Origin of the sequence: Phytohabitans kaempferiae, assembly GCF_042433955.1 — a bacterium.
In the GTDB taxonomy this organism is placed as follows: Bacteria; Actinomycetota; Actinomycetes; order Mycobacteriales; family Micromonosporaceae; genus Phytohabitans; species Phytohabitans kaempferiae.
Map to the genome: position 1 here is coordinate 107,770 of NZ_JBHLUH010000009.1, position 21,530 is coordinate 129,299.

General features: G+C 74.6%; 23 protein-coding genes and 1 pseudogene. 12 read left to right on the forward strand and 12 right to left on the reverse strand.

The window, feature by feature from the left end; translation table 11 throughout:
- Positions 1-71: 71 nt before the first annotated feature.
- Complete coding sequence (locus ACFFIA_RS07255) at positions 72-1,709, reverse strand: ABC-F family ATP-binding cassette domain-containing protein (protein WP_377247388.1); 1,638 nt, start codon at positions 1,707-1,709, stop codon at positions 72-74.
- A gap of 241 nt (positions 1,710-1,950) precedes the next feature.
- On the opposite strand from ACFFIA_RS07255, the gene ACFFIA_RS07260 reads away from it, so the two are divergent.
- The gene (locus tag ACFFIA_RS07260; protein WP_446686960.1) at positions 1,951-2,862 is read left to right on the forward strand and encodes a phosphatase PAP2 family protein; all 912 of its coding nucleotides are present in this window, start codon (positions 1,951-1,953) and stop codon (positions 2,860-2,862) included.
- Between the two features lie 463 nt (positions 2,863-3,325).
- On the opposite strand, the gene ACFFIA_RS07265 is transcribed toward ACFFIA_RS07260, so the two are convergent.
- The 5 genes from ACFFIA_RS07265 to ACFFIA_RS07285 all read right to left on the reverse strand — a co-directional run bounded on the left by ACFFIA_RS07265 (position 3,326) and on the right by ACFFIA_RS07285 (position 7,146).
- On the reverse strand, positions 3,326-4,039 hold the full coding sequence (locus tag ACFFIA_RS07265) for an SRPBCC domain-containing protein (RefSeq protein ID WP_377247391.1): 714 nt from the start codon (positions 4,037-4,039) through the stop codon (positions 3,326-3,328).
- Positions 4,036-4,641 carry a winged helix-turn-helix domain-containing protein gene (locus ACFFIA_RS07270; protein WP_377247394.1) on the reverse strand — a complete coding sequence of 202 codons (606 nt, stop codon included), beginning with the start codon at positions 4,639-4,641 and terminating at the stop codon, positions 4,036-4,038. The genes ACFFIA_RS07265 and ACFFIA_RS07270 overlap by 4 nt, the downstream gene beginning before the upstream one ends.
- Before the next feature lie 90 nt (positions 4,642-4,731).
- Positions 4,732-5,268 carry a hypothetical protein gene (locus ACFFIA_RS07275; RefSeq protein WP_377247397.1) on the reverse strand — a complete coding sequence of 179 codons (537 nt, stop codon included), beginning with the start codon at positions 5,266-5,268 and terminating at the stop codon, positions 4,732-4,734.
- Between the two features lie 45 nt (positions 5,269-5,313).
- Positions 5,314-6,525, reverse strand: a complete 1,212-nt coding sequence (locus ACFFIA_RS07280; RefSeq protein WP_377247400.1) for a cytochrome P450 — start codon at positions 6,523-6,525, stop codon at positions 5,314-5,316.
- 36 nt (positions 6,526-6,561) lie between these two features.
- The gene (locus tag ACFFIA_RS07285) at positions 6,562-7,146 is read right to left on the reverse strand and encodes a TetR/AcrR family transcriptional regulator (protein WP_377247403.1); all 585 of its coding nucleotides are present in this window, start codon (positions 7,144-7,146) and stop codon (positions 6,562-6,564) included.
- A gap of 75 nt (positions 7,147-7,221) precedes the next feature.
- Between ACFFIA_RS07285 and ACFFIA_RS07290 the strand changes: the two genes are divergently transcribed.
- The 6 genes from ACFFIA_RS07290 (at position 7,222) to ACFFIA_RS07315 (ending at position 11,921) form a co-directional block, all read left to right on the forward strand.
- Entirely contained in the window at positions 7,222-8,190 is a 969-nt protein-coding gene (locus ACFFIA_RS07290; protein ID WP_377247406.1) for an ATP-binding cassette domain-containing protein, read from the forward strand.
- Entirely contained in the window at positions 8,187-8,942 is a 756-nt protein-coding gene (locus ACFFIA_RS07295; RefSeq protein ID WP_377247409.1) for an ABC transporter permease, read from the forward strand. Before ACFFIA_RS07290 ends, ACFFIA_RS07295 begins: the two co-directional genes overlap by 4 nt.
- Positions 8,939-9,583 (forward strand): hypothetical protein, encoded by a 645-nt coding sequence (locus tag ACFFIA_RS07300; protein ID WP_377247412.1) that lies wholly within the window; start codon positions 8,939-8,941, stop codon positions 9,581-9,583. The genes ACFFIA_RS07295 and ACFFIA_RS07300 overlap by 4 nt, the downstream gene beginning before the upstream one ends.
- A gap of 95 nt (positions 9,584-9,678) precedes the next feature.
- Positions 9,679-10,395: a Pr6Pr family membrane protein gene (locus tag ACFFIA_RS07305; RefSeq protein WP_377247415.1), complete on the forward strand. Its 717-nt coding sequence runs from the start codon at positions 9,679-9,681 to the stop codon at positions 10,393-10,395.
- A 55-nt stretch (positions 10,396-10,450) separates the two neighbouring features.
- On the forward strand, positions 10,451-11,083 hold the full coding sequence (locus ACFFIA_RS07310) for a pentapeptide repeat-containing protein (RefSeq protein WP_377247418.1): 633 nt from the start codon (positions 10,451-10,453) through the stop codon (positions 11,081-11,083).
- A gap of 139 nt (positions 11,084-11,222) precedes the next feature.
- Positions 11,223-11,921: a GAP family protein gene (locus ACFFIA_RS07315; RefSeq protein WP_377247421.1), complete on the forward strand. Its 699-nt coding sequence runs from the start codon at positions 11,223-11,225 to the stop codon at positions 11,919-11,921.
- A 224-nt stretch (positions 11,922-12,145) separates the two neighbouring features.
- Here ACFFIA_RS07315 and ACFFIA_RS07320 read toward each other — a convergent pair whose 3' ends face one another.
- A complete protein-coding gene (locus ACFFIA_RS07320) occupies positions 12,146-12,574 on the reverse strand; it encodes a hypothetical protein (protein WP_377247424.1) in 429 nt (142 codons plus the stop codon).
- A gap of 227 nt (positions 12,575-12,801) precedes the next feature.
- Here ACFFIA_RS07320 and ACFFIA_RS07325 point away from each other — a divergent pair, with 227 nt between their 5' ends.
- Positions 12,802-13,335: a thermonuclease family protein gene (locus ACFFIA_RS07325; RefSeq protein WP_377247427.1), complete on the forward strand. Its 534-nt coding sequence runs from the start codon at positions 12,802-12,804 to the stop codon at positions 13,333-13,335.
- A 12-nt stretch (positions 13,336-13,347) separates the two neighbouring features.
- Here ACFFIA_RS07325 and ACFFIA_RS07330 read toward each other — a convergent pair whose 3' ends face one another.
- Positions 13,348-14,058 carry an aminotransferase class III-fold pyridoxal phosphate-dependent enzyme gene (locus ACFFIA_RS07330; RefSeq protein WP_377247430.1) on the reverse strand — a complete coding sequence of 237 codons (711 nt, stop codon included), beginning with the start codon at positions 14,056-14,058 and terminating at the stop codon, positions 13,348-13,350.
- On the opposite strand from ACFFIA_RS07330, the gene ACFFIA_RS07335 reads away from it, so the two are divergent.
- The 3 genes from ACFFIA_RS07335 (at position 14,041) to ACFFIA_RS07345 (ending at position 16,641) form a co-directional block, all read left to right on the forward strand.
- Entirely contained in the window at positions 14,041-14,196 is a 156-nt protein-coding gene (locus tag ACFFIA_RS07335) for a hypothetical protein (protein WP_377247433.1), read from the forward strand. The two genes, ACFFIA_RS07330 and ACFFIA_RS07335, sit on opposite strands and share 18 nt — an antisense overlap.
- 206 nt (positions 14,197-14,402) lie before the next feature.
- Positions 14,403-15,809 (forward strand): hypothetical protein, encoded by a 1,407-nt coding sequence (locus ACFFIA_RS07340; RefSeq protein ID WP_377247436.1) that lies wholly within the window; start codon positions 14,403-14,405, stop codon positions 15,807-15,809.
- A 10-nt stretch (positions 15,810-15,819) separates the two neighbouring features.
- Positions 15,820-16,641, forward strand: coding sequence for an MBL fold metallo-hydrolase (locus tag ACFFIA_RS07345; protein ID WP_377247439.1), 822 nt, complete (start codon positions 15,820-15,822; stop codon positions 16,639-16,641).
- A gap of 114 nt (positions 16,642-16,755) precedes the next feature.
- On the opposite strand, the gene ACFFIA_RS07350 is transcribed toward ACFFIA_RS07345, so the two are convergent.
- The 4 genes and pseudogenes from ACFFIA_RS07350 to ACFFIA_RS07365 all read right to left on the reverse strand — a co-directional run bounded on the left by ACFFIA_RS07350 (position 16,756) and on the right by ACFFIA_RS07365 (position 20,387).
- Positions 16,756-18,159 (reverse strand): FtsX-like permease family protein, encoded by a 1,404-nt coding sequence (locus ACFFIA_RS07350; protein ID WP_377247442.1) that lies wholly within the window; start codon positions 18,157-18,159, stop codon positions 16,756-16,758.
- 121 nt (positions 18,160-18,280) lie between these two features.
- A pseudogene (locus ACFFIA_RS07355) lies at positions 18,281-19,126 on the reverse strand (hypothetical protein); the annotation flags it as partial.
- Positions 19,127-19,188: 62 nt separating this feature from the next.
- Positions 19,189-19,815 (reverse strand): ABC transporter ATP-binding protein, encoded by a 627-nt coding sequence (locus ACFFIA_RS07360; protein WP_377248289.1) that lies wholly within the window; start codon positions 19,813-19,815, stop codon positions 19,189-19,191.
- 50 nt (positions 19,816-19,865) lie between these two features.
- Positions 19,866-20,387, reverse strand: coding sequence for a PadR family transcriptional regulator (locus ACFFIA_RS07365; RefSeq protein ID WP_377247445.1), 522 nt, complete (start codon positions 20,385-20,387; stop codon positions 19,866-19,868).
- A gap of 83 nt (positions 20,388-20,470) precedes the next feature.
- Here ACFFIA_RS07365 and ACFFIA_RS07370 point away from each other — a divergent pair, with 83 nt between their 5' ends.
- A complete protein-coding gene (locus ACFFIA_RS07370; protein WP_377247448.1) occupies positions 20,471-21,061 on the forward strand; it encodes a DUF5709 domain-containing protein in 591 nt (196 codons plus the stop codon).
- Positions 21,062-21,530 lie beyond the last annotated feature (469 nt).

The following is a 21,530-nucleotide window of genomic DNA, read 5'->3' on the forward strand; positions in this document are numbered from 1 at the left end:
ACCGGCTGGCACTGCGGATAGGCGATCCGGAGCGCGACCGGGCAGGGGCGCGACTGAACGCGCCCCCCGCGCTACGCCGCGCCCCGCGGCTGGGCCACGCCGCCGACCGCCACCTGCCGGCCCGGCCAGCGCGCCCGCAGCCAGCGGTCGTGGCTGGCGACCACCACCGCGCCGGGACCGGTGCCCAGCGCCTCCTCCAGCTCGTCGCAGAGGCGGGGCGAGAGGTGGTTGGTCGGCTCGTCGAGCAGCAGCAGCTCCGGCGGGTCGGCGACCAGCAGGGCCAGCGCCAGGCGGCGCCGCTGCCCCACCGACAGCTCCCCCACCGCCCGCGCGGCGTCGCGCGGGGCGAGCAGGCCGAGCGACCGCAGCGGTACTGACTCCGCCCGCTCCGGGCCCAGCGCCAGCTCGTACGTCTGCCGCGCCGTCCGGTCCGGCCGCGCGAACACGGTGTCCTGGGTGAGCAGGCCGACCCGCAGCCCGCGCCGCCGGCGCACCTCGCCGCTACCCTCGATCCCGCCGGCGAGCACCGCGAGCAGCGTGGACTTGCCGGCGCCGTTGGGACCGGTGACCAGCAGCCGGTCGGTGGCCGGGATGTCGAGGCGGTCGAGCGCGAGGCGGCCGGGCACGCGCAGGTCGCGTACGGAGACCAGCAGCCCCTCGGCGACCGTGCTGGCCAGCCGGCTGGCCCGGAACCGCAGCGGCTCGGGCGGCTTGCGCACCTGGTCGCGCTCCAGCTCGTGGAGGCGGCGGGCGAAGTTTCGCACCCGGCGGGAAACCTGGTGCTCGACTCGGGCGCCCGTCGCGTCGTACCCCATCTTCTCGTTGTCCCGCGGCGGGCGACCCTTCGCGACCTGGTGTGCGGTGACGGCGACCGCGTGGCGCAAGCCACGCAGCTCCTCCTGCTCCTCGGCGAAGCGGCGCTGCCAGCGCTCCCGCTCGGCCTGCTTCTCCGCCTGGTAGGCGGTGTAGTTGCCGCCGTAGCGGGTCGGGCCGTCCACGGCGGGGTCGAGGTCGACGAGGTCGGTGCAGACCGCGTCGAGCAGCGTACGGTCGTGGCTGGCCAGCACGACCACGCCGGGCAGCCCGCGCAGTTGCTCCTCCAGGAAGGCGGCGGCCGCGTCGTCGAGGTGGTTGGTCGGCTCGTCGAGCAGCAGCGCCGAGGGGCGGCGGATCAGCAACGCGCCGAGCGCCAGCCGGCCACGCTGGCCGCCGGAGATCGAGCCGAGCGTGCGGTCGTACCCGATGTCGCCCAGGCCCAGCCCGTCCAGCACCAGCCGGGCGCGGCGGTCGGCGTCCCAGGCGTCGGTCTCCTGTGCCCGGTCGAGCCGCTCGCCGTACTCGGTGAGCAGATCGGAGTAGCCCGGCGCCGCCTCGGGCGTGGCGGCGAGCGCGGCGGTGAGCCGGTCCAGCGCGGCGAGTACGTCGTGGGCCTCGCGCAGCGCGTCGTCCACCACGTCGGCGACTGTCGCGCCGAGGTCGAAGGGCATCTCCTGGTGGAGGTAGCCCAGGTCGGGCGGGCGGACGACGCTGCCACTGTCCGGCTCGTCCGCGCCGGCGAGCAGGCGCAGGAGGGTCGACTTGCCCGTGCCGTTCTCGCCGATCAGGCCGATGCGGTGGCCGGGCGCGGCGACGAGGGACACGCCGTCGAGCACCGGGCGTGCGCCGAACGCGCGGACGAGGTCATGGGCGACCAGAGGATGACGGGACATGGGACACCACCGCGGAATAGACGCTTTCGCCCGCCGGGCAGTGCCTCGGACGCGGGCGGGACGGGGTGCCTGTGGATCACATCCCCTCCAGGCTATCCAGGCCCTCGCTGACCCGGCAAACGATTTACCGGCGCGTGGTTCGTTTCTTCACCGGAACCGGATGACCTGACCGCTAGCCTTATCGATCACGGCGAGCGCGGGCTGGGGTTGAAACGTGACGGACTCGGGGAAAGAAGTGCCCGTGACGACGACGGTCGGGGCACGGGCCAAGGCCCGCGAGGCGGGCGTGACCTTCCCCGCCGCATGGCTGACGCTACTCGGCCTCGCCGAGGCGGTCTGCGTGGTGGCGCTGTGGCGGTTCTTCGTCCGCGGCGAGCGGGGACAACTGCTCGACACCGTGGCCCTGGAGGGCAACGCCATCGGCCAAGACCGCGTCGACGGCCTCGCCACCACCGTGCTCAACGCCGTGTCGCTCGCGTCGCTCGCCGTCGCGACCATCGTGGTGGCGGTGATCGCGCTGGCCCGCGGACGCGTGCTGCTGACGCTGGTGGTGACCGCCTTCGTGGCCACCGCCAACGTGGTGACACAGGTGCTCAAGCACGGGCTGTACCGGCCGGAGTTCGGCATCGACCCGGAGCGGGCGGCGGCCGGCAACAGCTTCCCGAGCGGCCACGCCACCGTCGCGATGTCCGTGGTGATCGCGCTCGTCCTCGTGCTGCCACCCCGGATGCGGGGCGTCGCGGCGGTCGTCGGGGCCGGATACGCCGCCGTCGCCGGCATCGCCACCATGTCGCTCGGCTGGCACCGCCCCAGCGACGTGGCCGGCGCGATGCTCGTCGTCGGCGGTTGCGCCGCCCTGGCCGGACTGCTCCTGGTGCTGGCGCAAGGGCGGGACGCGCGGGTGAAGAGCGACGACGCCCATCCACTCGCCGTCGCGCTCCTGGTGATCACCTCCGTGGTACTCGTCGCGGTCTCCGCCGCCGCCTTCTGGTGGACCGACGGCGTGGCGACCACGCCGGTCGACGAGGTCGGCCGCCGCACGCTGCTGACCGCGTACGCGGGCGCGGCCGCGAGCATCGCCGGCGTCACCGCGGGCGTGACCGCGCTGACGCTCGCCGCGGTGCACCGCGTGGTGCCCTGGCGCACGGGCTGACCCCGAGCACCGCGTACGGTCCGGCATCGAGGTCGTCTGGCTGCGGAAGGCCAGGCCGCGTTCGGACCTGGTGTCGTGTGTTGGAGAAGCTGTCGAGCTGGGCGCACCGACGCGCCCAACCCCGCACACGCGGCCCGTGGCGTGGCTGCCGGGTCCGGTGGGCCCGCCGCGCCGGACCTGGCGGGGTGCGCGGGCGTTGTCGGGGACACAGCCCTTTGCGGTCGGTTTGAAGGGGATACGTCCCCGACATAGCCCTCTTCGAAGCGACCAGGCCCGAGGGCGGCGCGCGGTGAAAGCCGCTAGGGTCTGTCTGGTGGATCTTATGGATGCGAGGCGAGCCCAGGCGGCGTCCGGGCGTGCCGGGCGGAAGGTCGCATACCGGTGTTGTATGTGGTCTTTCGTCCGGTGCGGTCGGTCGTCGTCTGGGCCCGCCGCAGCCCCGCAAAGATCCACCAGACAGGCCCTAGCCCTCCGAAGGGAAGGGCGGGTCGAGGGGCGCCCGTCCAGTGTGGATCTCGCCGGCGCGGGCATAGGCGACCTCCACCTCCTCGCCGGCCTCGTGCTCGCGCGTGAAGAGCCACAGGTCGGAGCGGCCGAAGACGGGGGCGTCGCCGAGCCGCACCACGATGTCGCCGGGCTCGACGCCGGCGCGGGCCGCGAACGAGCCGTCGGCCACCGTACGCACCAGCGGGCCGGCCAGCACGTCGTCGGCCTCGAAGCCGAGGTCGGAGCGGAACGTGAAGAAGCGGTCGAGTCGCACGCCGGTGCGCAGGTACAGGTCGAGCGTGGCGAGCGTCTGCGCCCAGCCGAGACCCACGCCGTCGATCTTCGCCTGCCAGTCGACGCCCTCGCCGAAGCCGGACTGCGTGATCGTGAGGCGCGTGCCCGCCTCGGCCTCCTCGAACGTGACCGTGACCTCGGTGGTGACCGGGAGGATGCCCGGGCCCTCCCGGTAGGTCAGCTTCTCGCCCGGCTCGGCCTCGACGATGTCCCACACCAGTTGGCCGTACTCGTCGGGCGTCCAGCTGATCTGCCCGCCCGGCCGCACGTCGGCCTGCTCGACCGTGCCGGTCAGCCAGACCTCGATCAGCTTCGGGTCGGTGAACGCCTGCCACGCCTTGTCGACGGGCACCGCCAGCGTGAACGTCTTCTCGTACCGCGCGTACTGCTCGCTCATGTCTCCTCCTGCGGCTCCGTTGTCACCGATCCCGGCGACGGGTCGGGGTGGACGGCGAGGACCACGCGGTAGGGCTCGCCGTCCCGGTCGCCGTACTTCCTCAGCAGCGGTCCGACCGCCGCCACGTATTCACTGAGAAAGGCCGTCCGCTGCGCCTCGCCGGCCAGCCGCACCTCGGCCTCGACCGCCGCGCTGGCGATCTGCTCCCCGTCGAAGGCCGCCCGGTCGAGCAGCAGCGCCGCCGCCCGCTGGAGCCGCTCGCCGGTGGCGACCAGCGTCTCCAGCGCCACCTGGTCGGCGAGCGCGCCGGTGCGCCGAGGGTCGGTCCAGGCGACGCGGGGCGAGACGACGAACGTGGCGGCGACCGCCTCGTAGAGGCTCTCCACGAGGTTGCCCGCGCGCCGCTCCCCCACGCGCCGGACCAGCCCGACCCGCTCCAGCTCCTTGACGTGGTAGTTGACCTTTTGCCGGGGCTCGTCGAGGCCGCGCGCGACCACGGCCGGCGACGCGGGGGCGCGCAGGGCGCCGAGGATGCGCAGCCGGATGGGGTGGGCCAACGCCTGGAGTGTCTCCAGGTCGGCCACCGACGCCACTGCCTCCATGGACAAGAGTGTTGTCCGGAAAAGAAATCTTGTCAAGGAGCAACCGCGAGCTTCCCGCTGTCGGTTCGAAGCAGGTCGAGAGGCCCGGCGTCAACGGCCGGCGATCGTCACCGGCACCTCGTCGGCGAGCGGCTGGCCGTCCGCGCCGTACGGCGTCACCAGCACCGCCCGCGCCGACTCCGGGGCGATCCAGCCCGGCAGCAGGAAGACACGGTCGTGGACGGTCGCGCGCAGCGCGGTGCCGCCCGACTCGGCGCGCACCGACACGGAGCGCACCGGCTCCACCGGGGCGGTGGTGGGCACCGGCACGATGCCGACCAGGCCGTCGAGGACGACACTCGCCGTGTACCGGTGACGGGAGGTGGCCGCGCCGACCGCCCCCTCATGCTCGCCGCCCACCAGGCTCTGCACCCACCAGCCGGACGGGCTCACCCACAGCCGCAGCGTGCGGTCGCCGTCGAGCGTGACGGTGTCGACGGCCGTGAACCCGCTCGGTGCCCACTCGGTCGACGCGACCGGCCGCGTCTCCCGGCTGGGGACGAACATCACGATCGCCACCAGCGCGAGCGCCACCCCGACGAAGCCGGCGAGGCATCGGGTGACGGATCCGGCGGCAACGGCGTTCACATCCGGAATCGTCCCAGAGAATATGAATCTTCGCACCACGGCCGGTCAGCGGCCCGGCACACGGACCCCTTCGAGTACGACGCCGCTGGCCGGGCGCGTGGGGACCCGGCGCAGCGGGATCGCCAGGTCCTGCGGCGGCACGTCGTACTCCAGGCGGGCCAGTCGCGGCAGCAGGGTACGCAGCAGCGCGACCGTCAGCGTCTCGCCGGGGCAGCGGTGGCCGGTCGTCGGGTCGCCCCCGCCCTGCGGCACCAGCTCGTACGGGCCGACGCGCCGCTCCAGGAAGCGGCCCGGGGCGAAGCCGTACGGGTCGGGCCAGAGCAGCGGGTGGTGGTTCTGGCCGTACAGGTCAAGCAGCACCAGCGAGCCCTCCGGGATGCGGTACCCGTCCCACTCCAGGTCGCGGACGGCGCGGCCGCCGACGAAGGGAGCGAACGGGTAGAAGCGCCGCACCTCGTGGGCGAACGCCTCGGCGTACGCGGGATCGGCGTCGCGCAGCCGGTCGCGGTGTCCGGGCCACCGGTGCAGCGCGTGCGCGGTGAACGCGACGAACCAGCACACCGCCACCGTCGGGCGCAGGACGTTGAGCAGCTCGACCGCGGCCACGCGGGCGTCCAGCACGGTGCCGTCGGCGTCCTCGTGCTCAGCGACCGCGGCCAGCGCGGTGCCGGCGGGGGCGACGCCGGGGCCACGCGCCCGCGTCACGAGGTCGGTGAGCCACCGCTCGCGGCGGGCCCGGGCGCGCCGGGCCCGCCAGTGCCGTGGCCCCAGCGAGCCGAAGCCGTCCACCATGGACACCAGGTCGGCGGCGAGACCATCCACTTCGGACTCCGCGACCCGTACGCCGGCCCACGGCGCCACCGTGCGGGCGAGTACCCGGCTCGCCTCGTCGAAGAGCACGATCCGGTCACGCGTGGCCCAGGTCTCGGCGGCGGCGTCCCAGGCTTCGGCGGCGTGCCGCTCCAGCAGGCCCGCGCCGTCGCCGTTGAGCACCTTGAGGAACATCGCCTTGCGCAGCCGGTGGTCCACGCCGTCCAGGCTGTGTACGCCGCCGCGGCCGAAGAGCGTGTCCATCACCGGCCCGGGGATCGCGCCGTGGCGGTGGATGCCGCGCTCCTCGTAGAAGAAGCGTGCCGCGCCCGGGCCGCAGAGGGCCACCACGCGCTGCCCGGGCACGCCGACCCGGGCCGGGGCGCCATCCGCACGCCGGCGGCGGTTGGGCAGCCAGCCGTACCCCTCCAGGAAGAACCCGAGCATGCCGCCGAATGCCCACGCGGGGAGCGGTAAAACGCTCTACGCGAAGATCGTGTCCAGATGGGCGTCGAGCGCCGCGAGCGCCATCTCCGCGGTGTAGTGGCCACCGAGCAGGTAGATGCCCAGGCCCTCCATCAACGCGAGCAGGGCGACCGCCGCCAGCTCCGGATCGACGCCCGGGCGGGGACCACCGGCCCGGATCTGCTCCGCCACACCGCCGACCATGGTGGCGGTGTCGGCACGCAACGCCTTCGCCACCTCGGGACGCACGGCGGTGTAGGCGAAGAACGCGAGCGTCACGCGGCCGTCCACACGGCGCGGCTCGTCGACGGGGAGCAGCTCGGCCACGATCGTGCGGAGCAGCGCGCGGGGGGTCGGGTCGGGGCCGAGCCGGGCGGTGGCCTCGGCGAGCCGGGCCTCGCCCCGCTCCCGCACCACCTCGATGGCGAACCTCATCATCTCGTCCTTGGTGCGGAAGTAGTGCTGCACCATGCCGGACGTCACGCCCGCCTCGGCGGCGACGTGGCGCAGGCTCACCGCTTCCAGACCGCGCTCCCCCGCCACGCGCATGAGCGCCTCCGCGATGCGCGTGCGGCGCTCGTTGTGGTCGACCACCTTCGGCATGCCCCCATCTTTTCACATTGCAACCGCAACGGCATGCGTGTTACGTTGCGACTGCAACGCAAAAAGGAGGAGCGCATGCCGTACGCGATAGAAGCCACCGGCCTGGTCAAACGCTTCGGCGCGGTGACCGCCCTCGACGGCGTCGATCTCGCCGTCCCGGCCGGCACCGTGCTCGGCGTCCTCGGCCCAAACGGGGCTGGCAAGACCACCGCCGTGCGCGTCCTCGCCACGCTGCTCCGGCCGGACGCCGGCACCGCCCTCGTCGGGGGGTACGACGTGCGCCGCGAGGCCCACCGCGTGCGCGAGGCGATCGGGCTCACCGGGCAGTACGCGTCGGTCGACGACGAGCTGACCGCCCACCACAACCTCACGATGCTGGGGCGCATCCTCGGGCTGCGACGGGCGGAGGCGCGGCGGCGGGCGGACGAGCTGCTGGCCGAGTTCGGGCTGGCGGACGTGGCCGGGCGGGCGGTGCGCACGTTCTCCGGCGGCATGCGGCGCCGCCTCGACCTGGCCGCCAGCCTCGTCGGCCGCCCGCGCGTGCTCTTCCTGGACGAGCCGACCGCCGGCCTCGATCCGGCCCGGCGCGGCGAGATGTGGGCGACCGTGCGCGACCTGGTCGCCCAGGGGACGACGGTCCTGCTCACCACGCAGTACCTGGAGGAGGCCGACAACCTCGCCGACGCCGTCGTGGTCTTCGACCACGGGCGGGTCGTGGCCCGGGGCACGCCGAGCGAGCTGAAGCGCCGCTCCGGCCGGCAGACGCTGGAGGTGCGGGTCGCCGACCCGGCTCACCTCGACCGGGCGGCGTCCATCGTGGAGGGCATGGTCGGGGTCGAGCCGGTGCGCGATCCCGCCGCCGGCACGCTCAGCGTCCCGCTCGCCGACGCGTCGATCATGCCGGCGATCGTGTGGCGCGTCGACGAGGCCGGCATCGAGATGGCCGAGCTCGCCCTCCGCCTGCCCAGCCTCGACGACGTGTTCCTCGCGCTGACCGGCCACTCGGCGACGCTGGCGGCCGTACCGGAAGGGAAGGCGGCATGACCGCGACAGTGAACCAGTATCTGACCCTCTCCTGGCGCGGCGTGGTGAAGATCCGCCGCAACCCGCTGGTACTGGCCGACGTGGTGCTCGGCCCGGCGGTCTTCCTGGTCCTCTTCGTGTACGTCTTCGGCGGCGCGATCGACGGCAGCACGCGCGACTACCTCCAGTACGTGCTGCCCGGCATGATCGGCCTGATGACGCTGCTCGCCACGATGGGCGTCGGCGTCGCGCTCAACCAGGACCTGCGGCAGGGCGTCTTCGACCGCTTCCGCAGCCTGCCGATGGCCCGCTCGGCGCCACTGGTCGGCGCGATCGGCGGCGACCTCGTACGCCAGGTGGTGGCCATCGCCGCGCTCATCGGCTTCGGCGCGCTGCTCGGCTTCCGCTTCGAGACCAACGCCTGGTCGGTGCTGGCGGCGTGCGGGCTGGCGGTGGCGTTCGCGATGGCGATGTCCTGGGTCTGGGTGCTGCTCGGCCTGCTCCTGAAGGACCCACAGGGCGTGCAGGGGCTGGGCGCGCTGGTCGCCTTCCCGCTCGCCTTCGCCAGCAACATCTTCGTCCAGCCGGAGACGATGCCGGGCTGGCTGCGCGCCTTCGTCCAGGTGAACCCGGTCGGGCACCTCATGGACGCGATGCGCGGGCTGATGCTCGGCGGGCCGGTCGCCCGGCCGGTGCTGTGGACGGTGCTCTGGATGGCCGGCTTCGTGGCGATCTTCGCGCCGCTGGCCCTGACCGTGTACCGCCGGCGATGAGCCTGCTGCGGCGGGCGACCGCCTACGAGGCGGCGATGTGGCGCGGGCTGTTTCGCTGGATCGCCCGGCGCCCCCGCGAGATGGCGCCCGGCGACGCGGCCTTCGGGCACGGGGGCCCGGTCAAGCCGATCTTCGCGGTCTTCATCGTCCTCTCCGCGCTGGAGATCCCCATCTTCGACTTCGTCATCAGCCGGCTGGTGCCGTGGCCGGTGGTGCGCTACATCGTGCTCGTCGCCGGCGTCTACGGCCTCATCTGGATGATCGGCGCGCTCGGCGCGCTGCTGACCAGCCCGCACCTCGTGGGCGCGGCGGGGATCCGGGTCCGCGACGGCCTCTTCGTCGACGTGACGATCCCGTGGGACGCGGTCGCCTCGGTCGGCCACCGCTACCGAGGGCTCGCCTCCAGCCGTCGCGTGGAGGTCGAGCGGGCCGGCGACCGCCTGCTCCTGCACCTCGCCACGGGAAGCCAGACCAACGTCGACGTCGTCCTCCGCCGGCCGCTCGCGCTGACCGTCCCCAAGGGACCGGACGAGCCGGTGAACGAGGTGCGCTTCTACGCCGACGACCCGAAGGCGCTCGTCGCGCTGGCCCGGGAGTACGTGGGACGCGACGAGAGCTCGCCGGAGCGCGCCGGCCGGTGAGCCGGTGCGCCCGGAGTCAGCCCGAGCCGGCGGAGGTGCCCGCCGTCGTGCCACATCAGGCGACTTCCGCAACCGGTGCCTGATATGTTCCATTTGTGCTTAGTGCTCGGGCTGCTCGTATCTGGCACTTCGTCCTGTTCGCGGTCGTCGCGGCCGCCTTCGTCATCCAGCTCGTGCTCGTGCTCCGCGGCGACACCGACATCAACGCGGCCGCCGGCGGGGAGCCCACCGGCACCGGTACGCGAGTCGTCAACATGTTCAGCTACTTCACCATCCAGAGCAACCTGCTCGTGCTCGCCGCCGCGGCCACGCTCGCCGCCGTCCCCGCCCGGGACGGCCGGTGGTGGCGGGTCCTGCGGCTGGACGGGCTGCTGGGCATCACGATCACCGGCATCGTGTACGCGACGGTGCTCGCCGGCAACCGTTCGCTCGAGGGCATCGAGGTGTGGCTGAACGCGGCGTTCCACTTCTTCTGTCCATGTTGGACGCTGCTGGGCTGGCTGCTCTTCGGACCTCGGCCGCGGATCACCTGGTGGGTCGTGGGCGCGGCGTTCGCGTGGCCGGCCGCCTGGGTCGCGTACACGCTGGTCCGCGGCGCCGTCACCGGCTGGTACCCGTACCCGTTCCTCGACGTCGGCGACCTCGGCTATCCGGTGGCGCTGCGCAACGTCGGCTTCGTCCTGGTGCTCGCGCTGGCGATCGCCGCCATCCTGCGGTACCTCGACGGGCGGCTCCCCCGGGCCGGTGCGCCCCCCGCCCCGGCGTCGCGGCCCGCCGCCGCCGACCCCGGTGTGCGCCCGGGCGGGGCGTGACGGGCGGCCGCCACCGGTGCACGCCCCGGCGCGGCCGGCGCTAGGGTGACTGATCATGGCTGAGCGCAGGTACGGCGCCTCCGCGCCGCCGACCGAGTCCGAGGTGCGGCACGAAGACTGGGCGTGCGACGACATCTCCGGGCAGGAGCACGCGCGGGTCGCGTTCCACGACGTCGACCTCACCGAGGTGGTCGACCAGGGCGCCTCGTTCACCGAGTGCGTCTTCAGCGACTGCCGCTTCAACGCCTCCGCGCACACCGACGCCGCGTTCGTCAACTGCACCTTCACCAACTGCTCGTTCTTCGACGCCACCTTCACCGGCTGCAAGCTGGTCGGCAGCCTCTTCGACCGGTGCTCGTTCGGCCTGCTGAAGGTGACCGGGGGCGACTGGTCGTTCGTCGGGCTCCCCGGTGCCGACCTGAGCAAGTCGACCATCGTGGGCGTACGCATGCGCGAGGCCGACCTCACCGGCGCCCGCTGTGCCGACGCGACGCTCCGCCACACCGACCTCGCCGGCGCCCAACTGCACCGCGCCGACCTGACCCGGGCCGACCTGCGCGGCTCCGACCTCTCCACACTCGACCCGCTGGCCGCCACGCTGCGGCAGGCCATCATCGACCCCGAGCAGGCGGCCGTACTCGCCGAGGCGCTCGGCCTCGACGTCCGCTCCGCGCTCCCCCCGCCCTAGCCGGGTCGGGTCCGTGCGTGCGGTCGGGACCACGGCGGACGTCGCGGTAGCCCAGGTCGACAGCGTCCGCCGAAGGATGTACGCGCATTTCGTCGCGCGGGCGGACGGGACGGCGCACTCCCGCGCATAGCGTGAAGGCATGAGCGCCGAACTCCTGCTCTCCCTCGCCGGCCTCGCCCTGATCGACAGCACGAGCATCGGCACGCTCTTCATCCCGATCTGGCTGATGCTGGTGTCGGTGCCGCTGCGGCCGGGGCGGCTCCTCGGCTACCTCGCGACGGTGGCCGGCTTCTACTTCGTCGTCGGCATCCTGCTCGTGCTCGGCGCCACGCCGCTCGCGGACGCGGTCGGCGGCAGCCTCGACCATCCGGTCGCGCTCTGGATCCAGCTCGGCATCGGCGTGGGGCTTTTCGCGCTCAGCTTCCGCTTCGACTCCAAGCGCCAGCGGAAGCGCGGGTCCGGCCCGGTCGCCCGGTGGCAGGAGCGGGTGATGAGCGGCTCCGGCTCGCCCGGCTGGCTCGTGGGGCTGGCGCTGATCGCCGCGGTCGCAGAGGTGGCCACGATGCTGCCGTACCTGGGCGCGATCGGCATGATGACCACCTCCGACCTGGACGGCACACTGGTACCGGTGCTGCTCGCCGGCTACTGCGCGGTGATGGTCCTGCCCGCCCTGGTCCTGCTGGCGCTGCGGACCGCCGCCCGCGAGCGGGTCGAGCCCCTGCTGCGGCGGATGAGCAAGTGGATGGAACGGCACGCCGCCAGCGCCACCGGCTGGGTCCTCGGCATCGCCGGCTTCCTGGTGGCCCGCGACGCGGTCTTCCGCCTGTTCAGCAACTGAGCGCCGACTCAGGCCCGCGCCGCGCGGGCAGACAAGCCGGACGCCGCCGCCTCCGCCGCCAGGCGCGGCCGCACCACGACTGAGTGGAGGCTCAGGCCCGCGCGGGCGAGCAAGCCGGACGCCGGCTCCCACGACCAAGCGCGACCGCCCGCGACCGCGCGCGGACAAGCCGGACGCCGCCGTCTCCACGGTCAAGGGCAGCCGCGCCGCGACTGAGCGCCGGGTCAGGCCACGGCCCAGGTCGCGGCCAGGCCACTGACCAGCAGCAGCGCGAGCACCGGGGCCGCGACCGACGTGAGGAGGCCGAGCCCGAGTGCGAACGCCGTGCCGGAGGCGCGGCGCGGCCACCACCGGGTCGCGCCGCCGGCGACCGCGACCGTGGCGGCGATCGTGCCGAGGCCGACGAGAACGCCGAGCCCCATGACGGCGGCGAGTGCCCCGGTGGCGACCACGGTGAGGTCGGCTGGCGCGATGCAGTCGCCGATGGTGACCGGCTCGCACGCGCGGTCGCGGCCGGACCAGGTGGTCGTCCAGAGCACGAACAGCAGGAACGCCGCCGCGTCGACCGCCAGCAGCGTCGCCGAGGCGCCGGCCCCGACCCAAGCCAGCCGCCCCCAGCGGACCCGCGCCTCGCGCGCCGGAACCTCCAGCACAGCGCCATCGTAGAGCCGCCGGTGGATCCCCGGGAAGGACGCCACCGGGCTCAGCCGACCGCCTGCCGAGGCGCCGGCGCGGCGGACCCCGAAACCCTCGACCTTCTACCGGATCGGCAAAGCCCACCGCGCCACCGGAAAGACCCATTCTCCTCCCCGGCTGCGCGGCGCGGGGTCGTTCCCGGGTTTCCGGCCGCCGGCGGCGGGGCGGCGGGGAGGCTCGGGGCATGGCCCAGATCAGGTACGGGGCGGCCGCGGTGCTCGCCTCCGTCCTCCTCCGCCCGGATCCGGCCGGCACCGGCCAGGCAGCGCACCTGGAGGGCGCCCGCGAGGTGCCGCGCTGGACGATGCCCGGTGAGCCGCGCACCGTCGGTACGGTCACGCAGATCACGGATGGCGACACCATCTGGGTCTCCGGGGTGGACAGGCCGGTGCGCCTGCTCGGCATCGAGGCTCCGGAGGACCCCTGCGAGTGCGGTGGGGCCGACGCGACCGCGTACGCCACCGAGATGCTCCAGGGGCGCAAGGTGACCATCTCCACCGACCCCACGCAGCGCACGCACGACCGGTTCGGGCAACTGCTGGCGTACGCGGTGCTGCCGGACGGCACCAACTTCTCGCTCGCGGCGGCCGAGGCGGGCGCGGTCAAGGCGTACACGGAGAAGGTGCCGGTCGAGGTCGCGGTGGAGATCTCGACGGCCGAGACGCGCGCGCGGGACGGCGGCCACGGCATGTGGGGCCCGCCCTGCTACATGAGCTGACGCCGCCCCGGCTCAGCCGCCCGCTCGCCCGCTGGTGTCGGCGATCGCCTGGTCGAGCATCTCCAGGCCGAGCGCCAGCTCCTCGCGGGTGGCGGTGAGCGGCGGGGCGATCCGGAACGTGCCGCCCATGCCGGGCAGTTGCACCACGTTGAGGTGGAGGCCGAGCTCCAGGCAGCGGCGGGTGATCCGGGCGCCCAGCGCGTCCGCGCCGCCCTCGGCCGCGGCCAGCTCCACGCCCTGCATGAGGCCGCGGCCCCGGACGTCGCCGACCGCCGGATGCCGCTCCTTGATGGCCACCAGGCCGGCGCGCAGGTACTCCCCCAGCTCCCGGGCCCGCGCGTCCAGCTCCTGCGCCCGCAGCACGTCGAGCACGGTGTTGCCGACCGCGGCCACGAGCGGGTCGGAGACGTGGGTCGTGTAGAAGAGGTACCCCCGCTCGTGCGCCCGCCGCTCGATCTCCTCGCTGGTCACGATGGCGGCCAGCGGCAGTCCGGCGCCGAGGGTCTTGGAGAGGGTGAGGATGTCCGGGACGATGCCGTCCCGCTCGAAGGCGTACCAGGTGCCGGTGCGGCAGAGCCCGGTCTGCGCCTCGTCGACGATCAGCAACATCCCCCGCTCCCGGCACTTCTCGGCGAGCGCGGCGAAGTAGCCGAGCGGCGGCTCGATCACGCCGCCGGAGCTGAGGATCGGCTCGAGCGACTCGTCGTGCTGTGGAGCGCGCACGCGCGGCGGGTGATGGCGTACGCCCTGCGGTACGAGGCCGGAGGCGACACGGCACCGCCGCCCCTGGTCGGCTACGACGCCGCCGGAAACGTGCTGGCCGAGCACTCGCTTCCCGACCTCACCCGCACCCGGCGCTGACGGGGCGTCCGGCCTGGGCGGCGAGCGGCCCGCCCAGGCCGGACATCGCGTGCGGTCGTTCCGGGAGCGATCTCCAGGACGAGACTCCTCCATCGATACATCTACGCCAATGCATCACGACGCGCCGAAACAACCCGGTTCGGACGTTTGGGACCCGAGATTGCGGCCATCTCGTGCCAGACCGGGCGATCAGAGGGACGTGGGTGATGTTGGAGGAATCAGCGCGGGCAACCGCGGCGACCGCCGCCGCGCCGGACCGGGTCCTGTGCCCGGACAGCATGACCCGGGTACTCGTTACCGCCACCGCCCGGGCCCTGCACGGCCGGGACTGCGGCGACCTGGGCCGGCGGCCGATGCTCGCCCGCTACGGCGGGGTACTGGCATCCGGCGCGCGGCGGGCGGCGGCGCGTACCGCGAGCCAGGCGGCGGTGCCACTGGCGGCCACCAGCGCGGTCGACGCCGACGACGTGGCGCGGTGGATCGTCGGCCAGTACCCGCGCCGGTCGTACCCCGCGGTGATCGTGGGCTCCCCGCACGGCGCGGCCGCGCACCTGGCGACGGCGGCCGGCGTGCCGTGGCTGCCGTCCGGCTTCGAGATGGCGGTGCAGTGGCCGGACGGCTCGCCCGACGACCCCAACGCTGCGCTCACCCACGGCGCCGCGGTCGCCGCCCGGCTCCTCGCCGCCAACCCGGCGCTCACCATCCGCCAGGTGCACGACCCGGTGCTGCGCGGCGTGCTGGCCGGCTCCACCGTCTCCCTGCACGTGCGCTGGCAGCACCTGCCCGACCCGTACCGCGAGTTCCTCTCCGCCCAGCTCGACCGGAACGCCGCCGTGATCGTGGTGCGCGACATGCGTACCTGGCCGGTGCTCGACGTGGGCGCGGGGCACACGTTCCAGCTCGGCAGCCCGGCCAGCGGCCTGGACGCGGCCGAGTTCCGCACCGCCGGGACGCAGCTCTGCCAGGCACTGCGCTACCTCGACGCGGACCGGGTCCGCTGGCGCCCGCCCACCTCCTCCTGCCCGGAGCGGTACACCGAGACCGGCGTCGAGGCCGGCTTCGAGGAGAGCGTGCGCGCGTGGGCCCGGGCCCGGCGGCTGCGCCTGCACCGCGTGCTGTACGCGGCGCCCGAGGCGTTCAGCGCCGCCGTCGCCGACCTGCACCGGCAGTGGCTGCGCGGCGCGGGCAAGACCGGCAACCGGCTCGTGGTGGAGAGCGGGCGGCTGCTCGACCCGGCCCAGGTGCTGCGGGCGGGCATGGTGCCGTACTGGTGCGAGACGCCCTCCAGCCGCGCGGCCATGGCGCTGAGCTGGTGGCTGGCCGGCAGCACCACGTTCAGCTCGGTGGACGTGCTGGTCGACGGCTTCGGCGTGCCGACCGCGGCGACCGCCAACCCGTCGCAGTGGAACGCGGCCGCCAAGTTCGGCGCGAAGCGGGCGGCGGTCGACCCGGCGGCCACCAACCTGGCGATGTTTCCGCTGCCCGTGCGGCACGCCACCGCCGTGCTGCGCAGCCAGGCCGCGGACCTGCCGCCGCCCCCGCCGCTCACGCCCGACGCGGCGATGGAGGCGATCGGCGAATGCGCGGCGACGCCCGCCATCCTGGTCTGCTGAGGGGGTACGGATGACCGCGGGCGACCCGCCGCCGGCGAGCGTGACGTACGTCGGCAACGCCACCACCATCCTGCGGATCGGCGACTTCACGATGCTCACCGACCCCAACTTCCTGCACGCCGGGCAGCGGGCCTACCTGGGGTACGGGATCTGGACCCGCCGCCGCGCGGAACCGGCACTGACCATCCCGGAGCTGCCGTCGCTGGACGGGATCCTGCTGTCGCACCTGCACGGCGACCACTTCGACCGGGTCGCCCGGCGCGGGCTGCCGCGGAACCTGACCGTGGTGACCACGCCGGCGGCGCAGCGGCGGCTGCGGCAGTGGGGGTTTCGGGCGGCGAGCGGGCTGGAGACGTGGGAGAGCCACGAGTTCGTCCGGGGCGACCAGCTGCTGCGGGTCACCGCCGCGCCCGGGCACCACGGCCCGCGCGGGCTGGAGCGGCTGCTGCCGCCGGTGATGGGCTCGATCCTCGAGCTGGAACGGGACGGGCGGTCGCTATTCCGGCTCTACGTCAGCGGGGACACGCTGTACCGGTCGAGCCTGGCCGAGATCCCCCGCCGGTACCCGCGGATCGACGCGATGCTCATCCACCTCGGCGGCACGCGCGTGCTGGGCGTGCTGCTGACGATGGACGGGCGGCAGGGCAACCGGCTCACCCGCCTGATCCGGCCGGCGATGACGGTGCCGATCCACTACGACGACTACACGGCGTTCCGCTCGCCGCTCAGCGAGTACCTGCGCGAGGTGACCCGCAACGGCTCGGTGACCCGGATCCGCCAGATGCGCCGCGGCGAGACCGCCGAACTGCCGGTCCGCGGCCACGTTCGCTGACGCGGCCCTACTCGGTGCGCGGCCCCACTCGGTGCGCGGCCCTACTCGGCCACGGCGGACGGGGCGCGTGGCCGCGTCCGGTGTCGTAGCCGCGTCCGGTGTCGTGGCCCGGCCCTACTCGGTGCGCAGCGCGTCTGGGCGCGTGGCCGCCCGGACGAAGGGCAGCGCGGCGGCGGTCGCCAGCAGCCCGGCGGTGAGGGCGGCGGCGCCGATCGCGGCGTATCCGCCCCAGGGCAGCCCGGCGGCGACAGTCGTGCCGTCGATGGCGGCCATCCGCACGTAGAGCCACGACGTCGCGGCGGTCACGAGGATCGCCAGCCCGACGCCGAGCAACAGCGGCAGCACGGTGTGCAGGAGCACGCCCCGGCGCAGCAGCCGCTCCGGCACGCCGATCGCGGTCAGCGCCGCGTGCGCCCGCTGCCGCTCGCGGACCGCGTCGGCGGTGGTCACGGCGAGCGAGAGCCCGCCGGTCAGCACGACCGCGAGCGCGACGACGAGCGCTGCCTGCCGGTAGCCCTCCGATCCGGAGTGTCCGAGCTGGACGGACTCGCGCGGGGTGGCCGGCGGCAGGGCCAGCGGCGTGGCGCCCAGCCCGCTGCGGACCGCCTCCACCGTGCCGGCCCGCCCGTCGGTGCCGACCAGCAGCGTCGGGAACCACCTGCCCGGACCGTCCCATCCGGACAGCAGCGACGGCGGCACGAGCAGGTCGCCGCGGATCGCGAAGCCGTACGGCACGTCGGCGCCCAGCGCGTCCGGCAGCACCGCCGTGTCCAGAGTGGACGGGATGGCGACCGCGGGCGCGGCCGGGTCGGCCCGGTCGCGCGGCTCCCCCACCGGCTGGAGCCGGCCCGCGCCGGCCAGCGTGGTCGCGTCGAACGTGCCGCCGGGCAGGCGGTACACGGTTTCCGGCCGGCAGCCCGGCAGCGGGCGACCCAGCACGGCGGCGAGCGCGGCGCAGTCGGCCACCACCGCGCGCACACCGTGGTCGAGCCGAGGAGTCTGGTCGGACGAGGACCAGTAGGTGCGCGATACGCCCGGAGGCAGCAGGGTCAGGGAGCGGACGGCGACCGTCGCGCGCACGCCCGGCACCGCTCGCACCGCCGCCACCGCGGGCTCCACATCGGAGCGATCGGCGAGCGTGGCGATGACGGTCCCCTCGGGCAGGACGTCGACCAGGTGGGCGTTGTCCTCCCGGTAGTCCGGCTTCAGGAGCGGCAGCAGCGCGACGAGCCAGCCGACCACGACCACCGCGAGCGCGGTGCCGACGACGGCCCGGGCGGCGCCGGCCGGGTCGCGCAGCATCCGCCGCCCGGCGAGCTGGCCGGCGAGTCCGGGCGCACGGTGGGCCAGCAGCGCCCCGGCCAGCCGGGACAGCGGAGCCGCACCGACCGCGAGGCCGACAAGGCAGGCGACCGCGCCGCCGAAGAGCAGTGCCCGGGCGTGCCACGCGCCGGTCACCAGGGCGGACCGGTCGGCGTACGCGGCGGCGAGCGCGACCAGCCCGGCCGCGAGCGGCACGAGCCGGATCGCCCGCGCGTCGGTCGGGGGCGGCCTGGCGGCGCGTGGCCAGCGGCGTCACGATCGCGCGGCGCAGGGCCAGCACGCTGGCGGCCGTGGTCAGCAGCGGTACCCCGGCGAGGATCGCGAGCGCGGCGGGCCACGGCGGCGCGACGTCGCCGGCGTACAGGCCGTCGCGGACCGGGATCAGGCCCGCCGCCGGTGCCCGGAGCAGGTGGAAGAGCGCCAGCCCGACGACCGCGCCGAGCCCTCCCAGGGTCGCCCCCTCGACGGCACCGAGCCGGCGCATCTGGCGGGGCGTGGCGCCGACCAGCCGGATCGCGCTGGCCCGCCGCTCCCGGCTGGCCGCGGAGAGGCGCGTGGCGGTGCCCACCAGCACGAGCAGCGGGACGACCAGCCCGACCCCGGCGAGGATGAGCAGGACCGGCAGCGTGGCGGCGGCGTTGTCTTCGCGGCGGAGGCCGGTGCCGTTGGTGTACGCCGCCTGGGACGCGAACAGCCCGCCGACCGGCTCGGCGAAGCGCAGCGCGTAGCCCTCCCCGCCGAGGGTGCCAGGACGGACGCCGGCGACCGCGTACAGCTCGTCCGGCCCGACCAGCCCGGCCCGGCCGACGCTCCCGACCACCGCGCCGGGCAGCCGCGGGGCCAGCTCGGCGCCGTGCTCGCCGTCGAGTGCCCGGGCCAGCGCGGGCGAGGCGAAGACCTCACCCGGTGCGGGCGTGCGCGGTACGCCGGGCGGCGGCGCGACCGGTGGCCCGACGGTCTCCACGAGCAGCACGCGCAGCTCCCGGCCCCGCCACACGCCGACCGAGAGCTGGGCGGCCACCCCTTCGGCGCGCTCGGCCATCCCCGGGTCGGGATCGACGCCCCGGCTGGCGGTCTTGGCGATCCGCTCCGCCGCGGCCGGCAGCGCGCCCGCCACACCGAGCAGCAGCGCGACGGCGGCGGCCACCCCGCCGACCATCATCAGCAGCCGCAACCGGCTGCCGCTGAACGTCAGGCGCAGCCCGAGCGCCACGTCGAAGCGGCTCACCACGCGCCCGCCGGAGCCGGGATGCCGCCGTCGCAGAGCCCGACGACCCGGTCGGCGTACGCGGCGATCCGCGCCTCGTGGGTCACCAGCAGGATCGCGGCGCCCTCGGCGCGGACCGCGCCCATCAGCTCGTCCATGACCAGCTCGCCGTTGAGCGTGTCGAGCGCGCCGGTCGGCTCGTCGGCGAAGACCACGCGGGGCCCGGCCACCAGCGCGCGGGCCACCGCGACCCGCTGCCCCTGCCCGCCGGACATCTCGCCGGGATGCTTGCCGGCGACATCGGCCACGCCGAGCCGCTCCAACCACTGCCGTGCGCGGGCCTCGGCGGGCCGCTTGGCCGCGCCGCCCAGGCGCAGCGGCAGGGCGACGTTTTCGGTGGCGGTGAGCTCCGGCACGAGCGACCCGAACTGGAACACGAAGCCGAACTCGGCCCGCCGCAGCCGGCTGCGCTCCTCCTCGGAGCGGTCGTCGACGCGCACGCCCCGGTAGTGGACCTGGCCGCTGTCCGGGCGCAGGATGCCGGCCAGGCAGTGCAGCAGCGTGGACTTGCCGGAGCCGGAGGGGCCCAGCAGGGCCACCACCTCGCCGGCGCCGATCTCGATGTCGACGCCGTCGAGGGCCATGGTGGTGCCGAACGACAGGCGCAGCTCCTCGCCGCGCAGCACGGGCTCGGTCACGGCAGCTCCTTGGCCAGGCGGTCGAGGCGGGCGGCGGTGTGCTCCAGCCAGCGCAGATCCGCTTCGAGGTGGAAGATCGTGAAGTCGCAGGACAGGACGGTGGCGAGGTCGGCCCCGCTCTTGCGCCGGATCAGCTGCTGCATCGCGGCGACGTGCGCGGTGCGCTGGGCGTGCAGCACGCGGTCGGCCGGCCGCCCGGAGCGGAGCGCGAGCACCACCTTGGTGAAGACCGCCGACTGGAGATAGGGCGAGTGCCCCTCCGGCTCGGCGAACCACCGCTCCAGCCGGCTCACCCCGCCGGGCGTCAGCGCGTACGTCGTGCGCTCCGGCCCGCCCACCTGCTCCACGGAGACGACATGGATGGCGCCGTCCCGGCAGAGGCGGCCGAGCGTGGCGTAAACCTGGGCGGGCTTGATCGGCCGCGGCTCGCCGAACGAGGTCTCGTACGCCCTGCGCAGGTCGTAGCCGTGCCGGGGAGCGGGCTCGAGCAGCCCGAGCAGGGTCTCAGCGACTGTCACGACATAAGTAGTAATCAAGTTACTAGTCACCTGTCAACCCCGCCGGCAGGTGTCGGGCCGCCGAGCGTGGGTAGGCAGGGGGCATGAGCGACGAGTTTCCGCACCCGCTGTCGGACCCGGAGGCGCTCGGCATCCCCGACGTGGCGGACGACGACTCCACGGCCGGGGACGACCTCGACACCGGCCGGGAGGCCGACGGTCCGGCGCCCGCCGCGATCCCGCTGGACCGCGACGACCATCCGGAGGGCATCGACCACTTCGGCAACACGCCCGAGGAGCAGCGGGACGGCGAGTCGCTGGACGACAAGCTCACCCGCGAGGCGCCCGACCCGGCGATGCGCGACCCGGCGTTGCGCGACCCGGACGAGCGCCGCGACACCTCCCGCTCACCGATCGAGGTGGAGACGTTCGACCCCGACCCGCTCACCGCGGAGACCGACCGGGTCGACGACGAGACCCCGCTGGACGACACCGGGCCGGTGGACCCGCACACCGACTCGCAGGTCTCGATGTACGACACGGGACCGGGCGAGGGCCCGGTGGGCCGGCTGGTCGAGCCGGACCAGGGCGTGGGAGAGGACACCGAGGCGACGTCGATCGCCACCGACGCCGGCCCCTCCGGCGGCGCCCCATCCGCCGAGGAGGCCGCCATCCACGAGATCGAGGAGCCCTGACGTGCTCTCCGCCTCGGCGGCGCGCACGCCGGGCCACTGGGGACGCTCTCTAGGAAGAGCTTTCGCGGTCGGGGTTGGCGCCGCTTCGCGGCCCGGGTTCTCGTCGTGCCCGCGGCGGGCGCTTGGGCTGCGTGCCGGGTGCGCGGGCTGGTCCTGGTTGGTCGAACGCGTATCCGCGTGTTCGGGGGCGGGGGACGCACCCGGTCATCAAGATCCAGGTCGTGCGTGGCGACAAATTCACCCTCGGAGGGCAATTGGCCACGCACGGACCAGCGCGCTCACGCGTGCCCACACCGGCCTGGGTCGCCACGCCGCCGCCGGGCCTGGTCGCTTCACAAGGGGGCTATGTCAGGGACACAGACCCTTGCGGCCGGATTGAAAGGGCTATGTCCCCGACAACGCCCACACGCCCGCCGAGGTCCGGCGCGACTGGCGCACCGGCGCGCCCAGCTCGACAGCTTCTCCCACG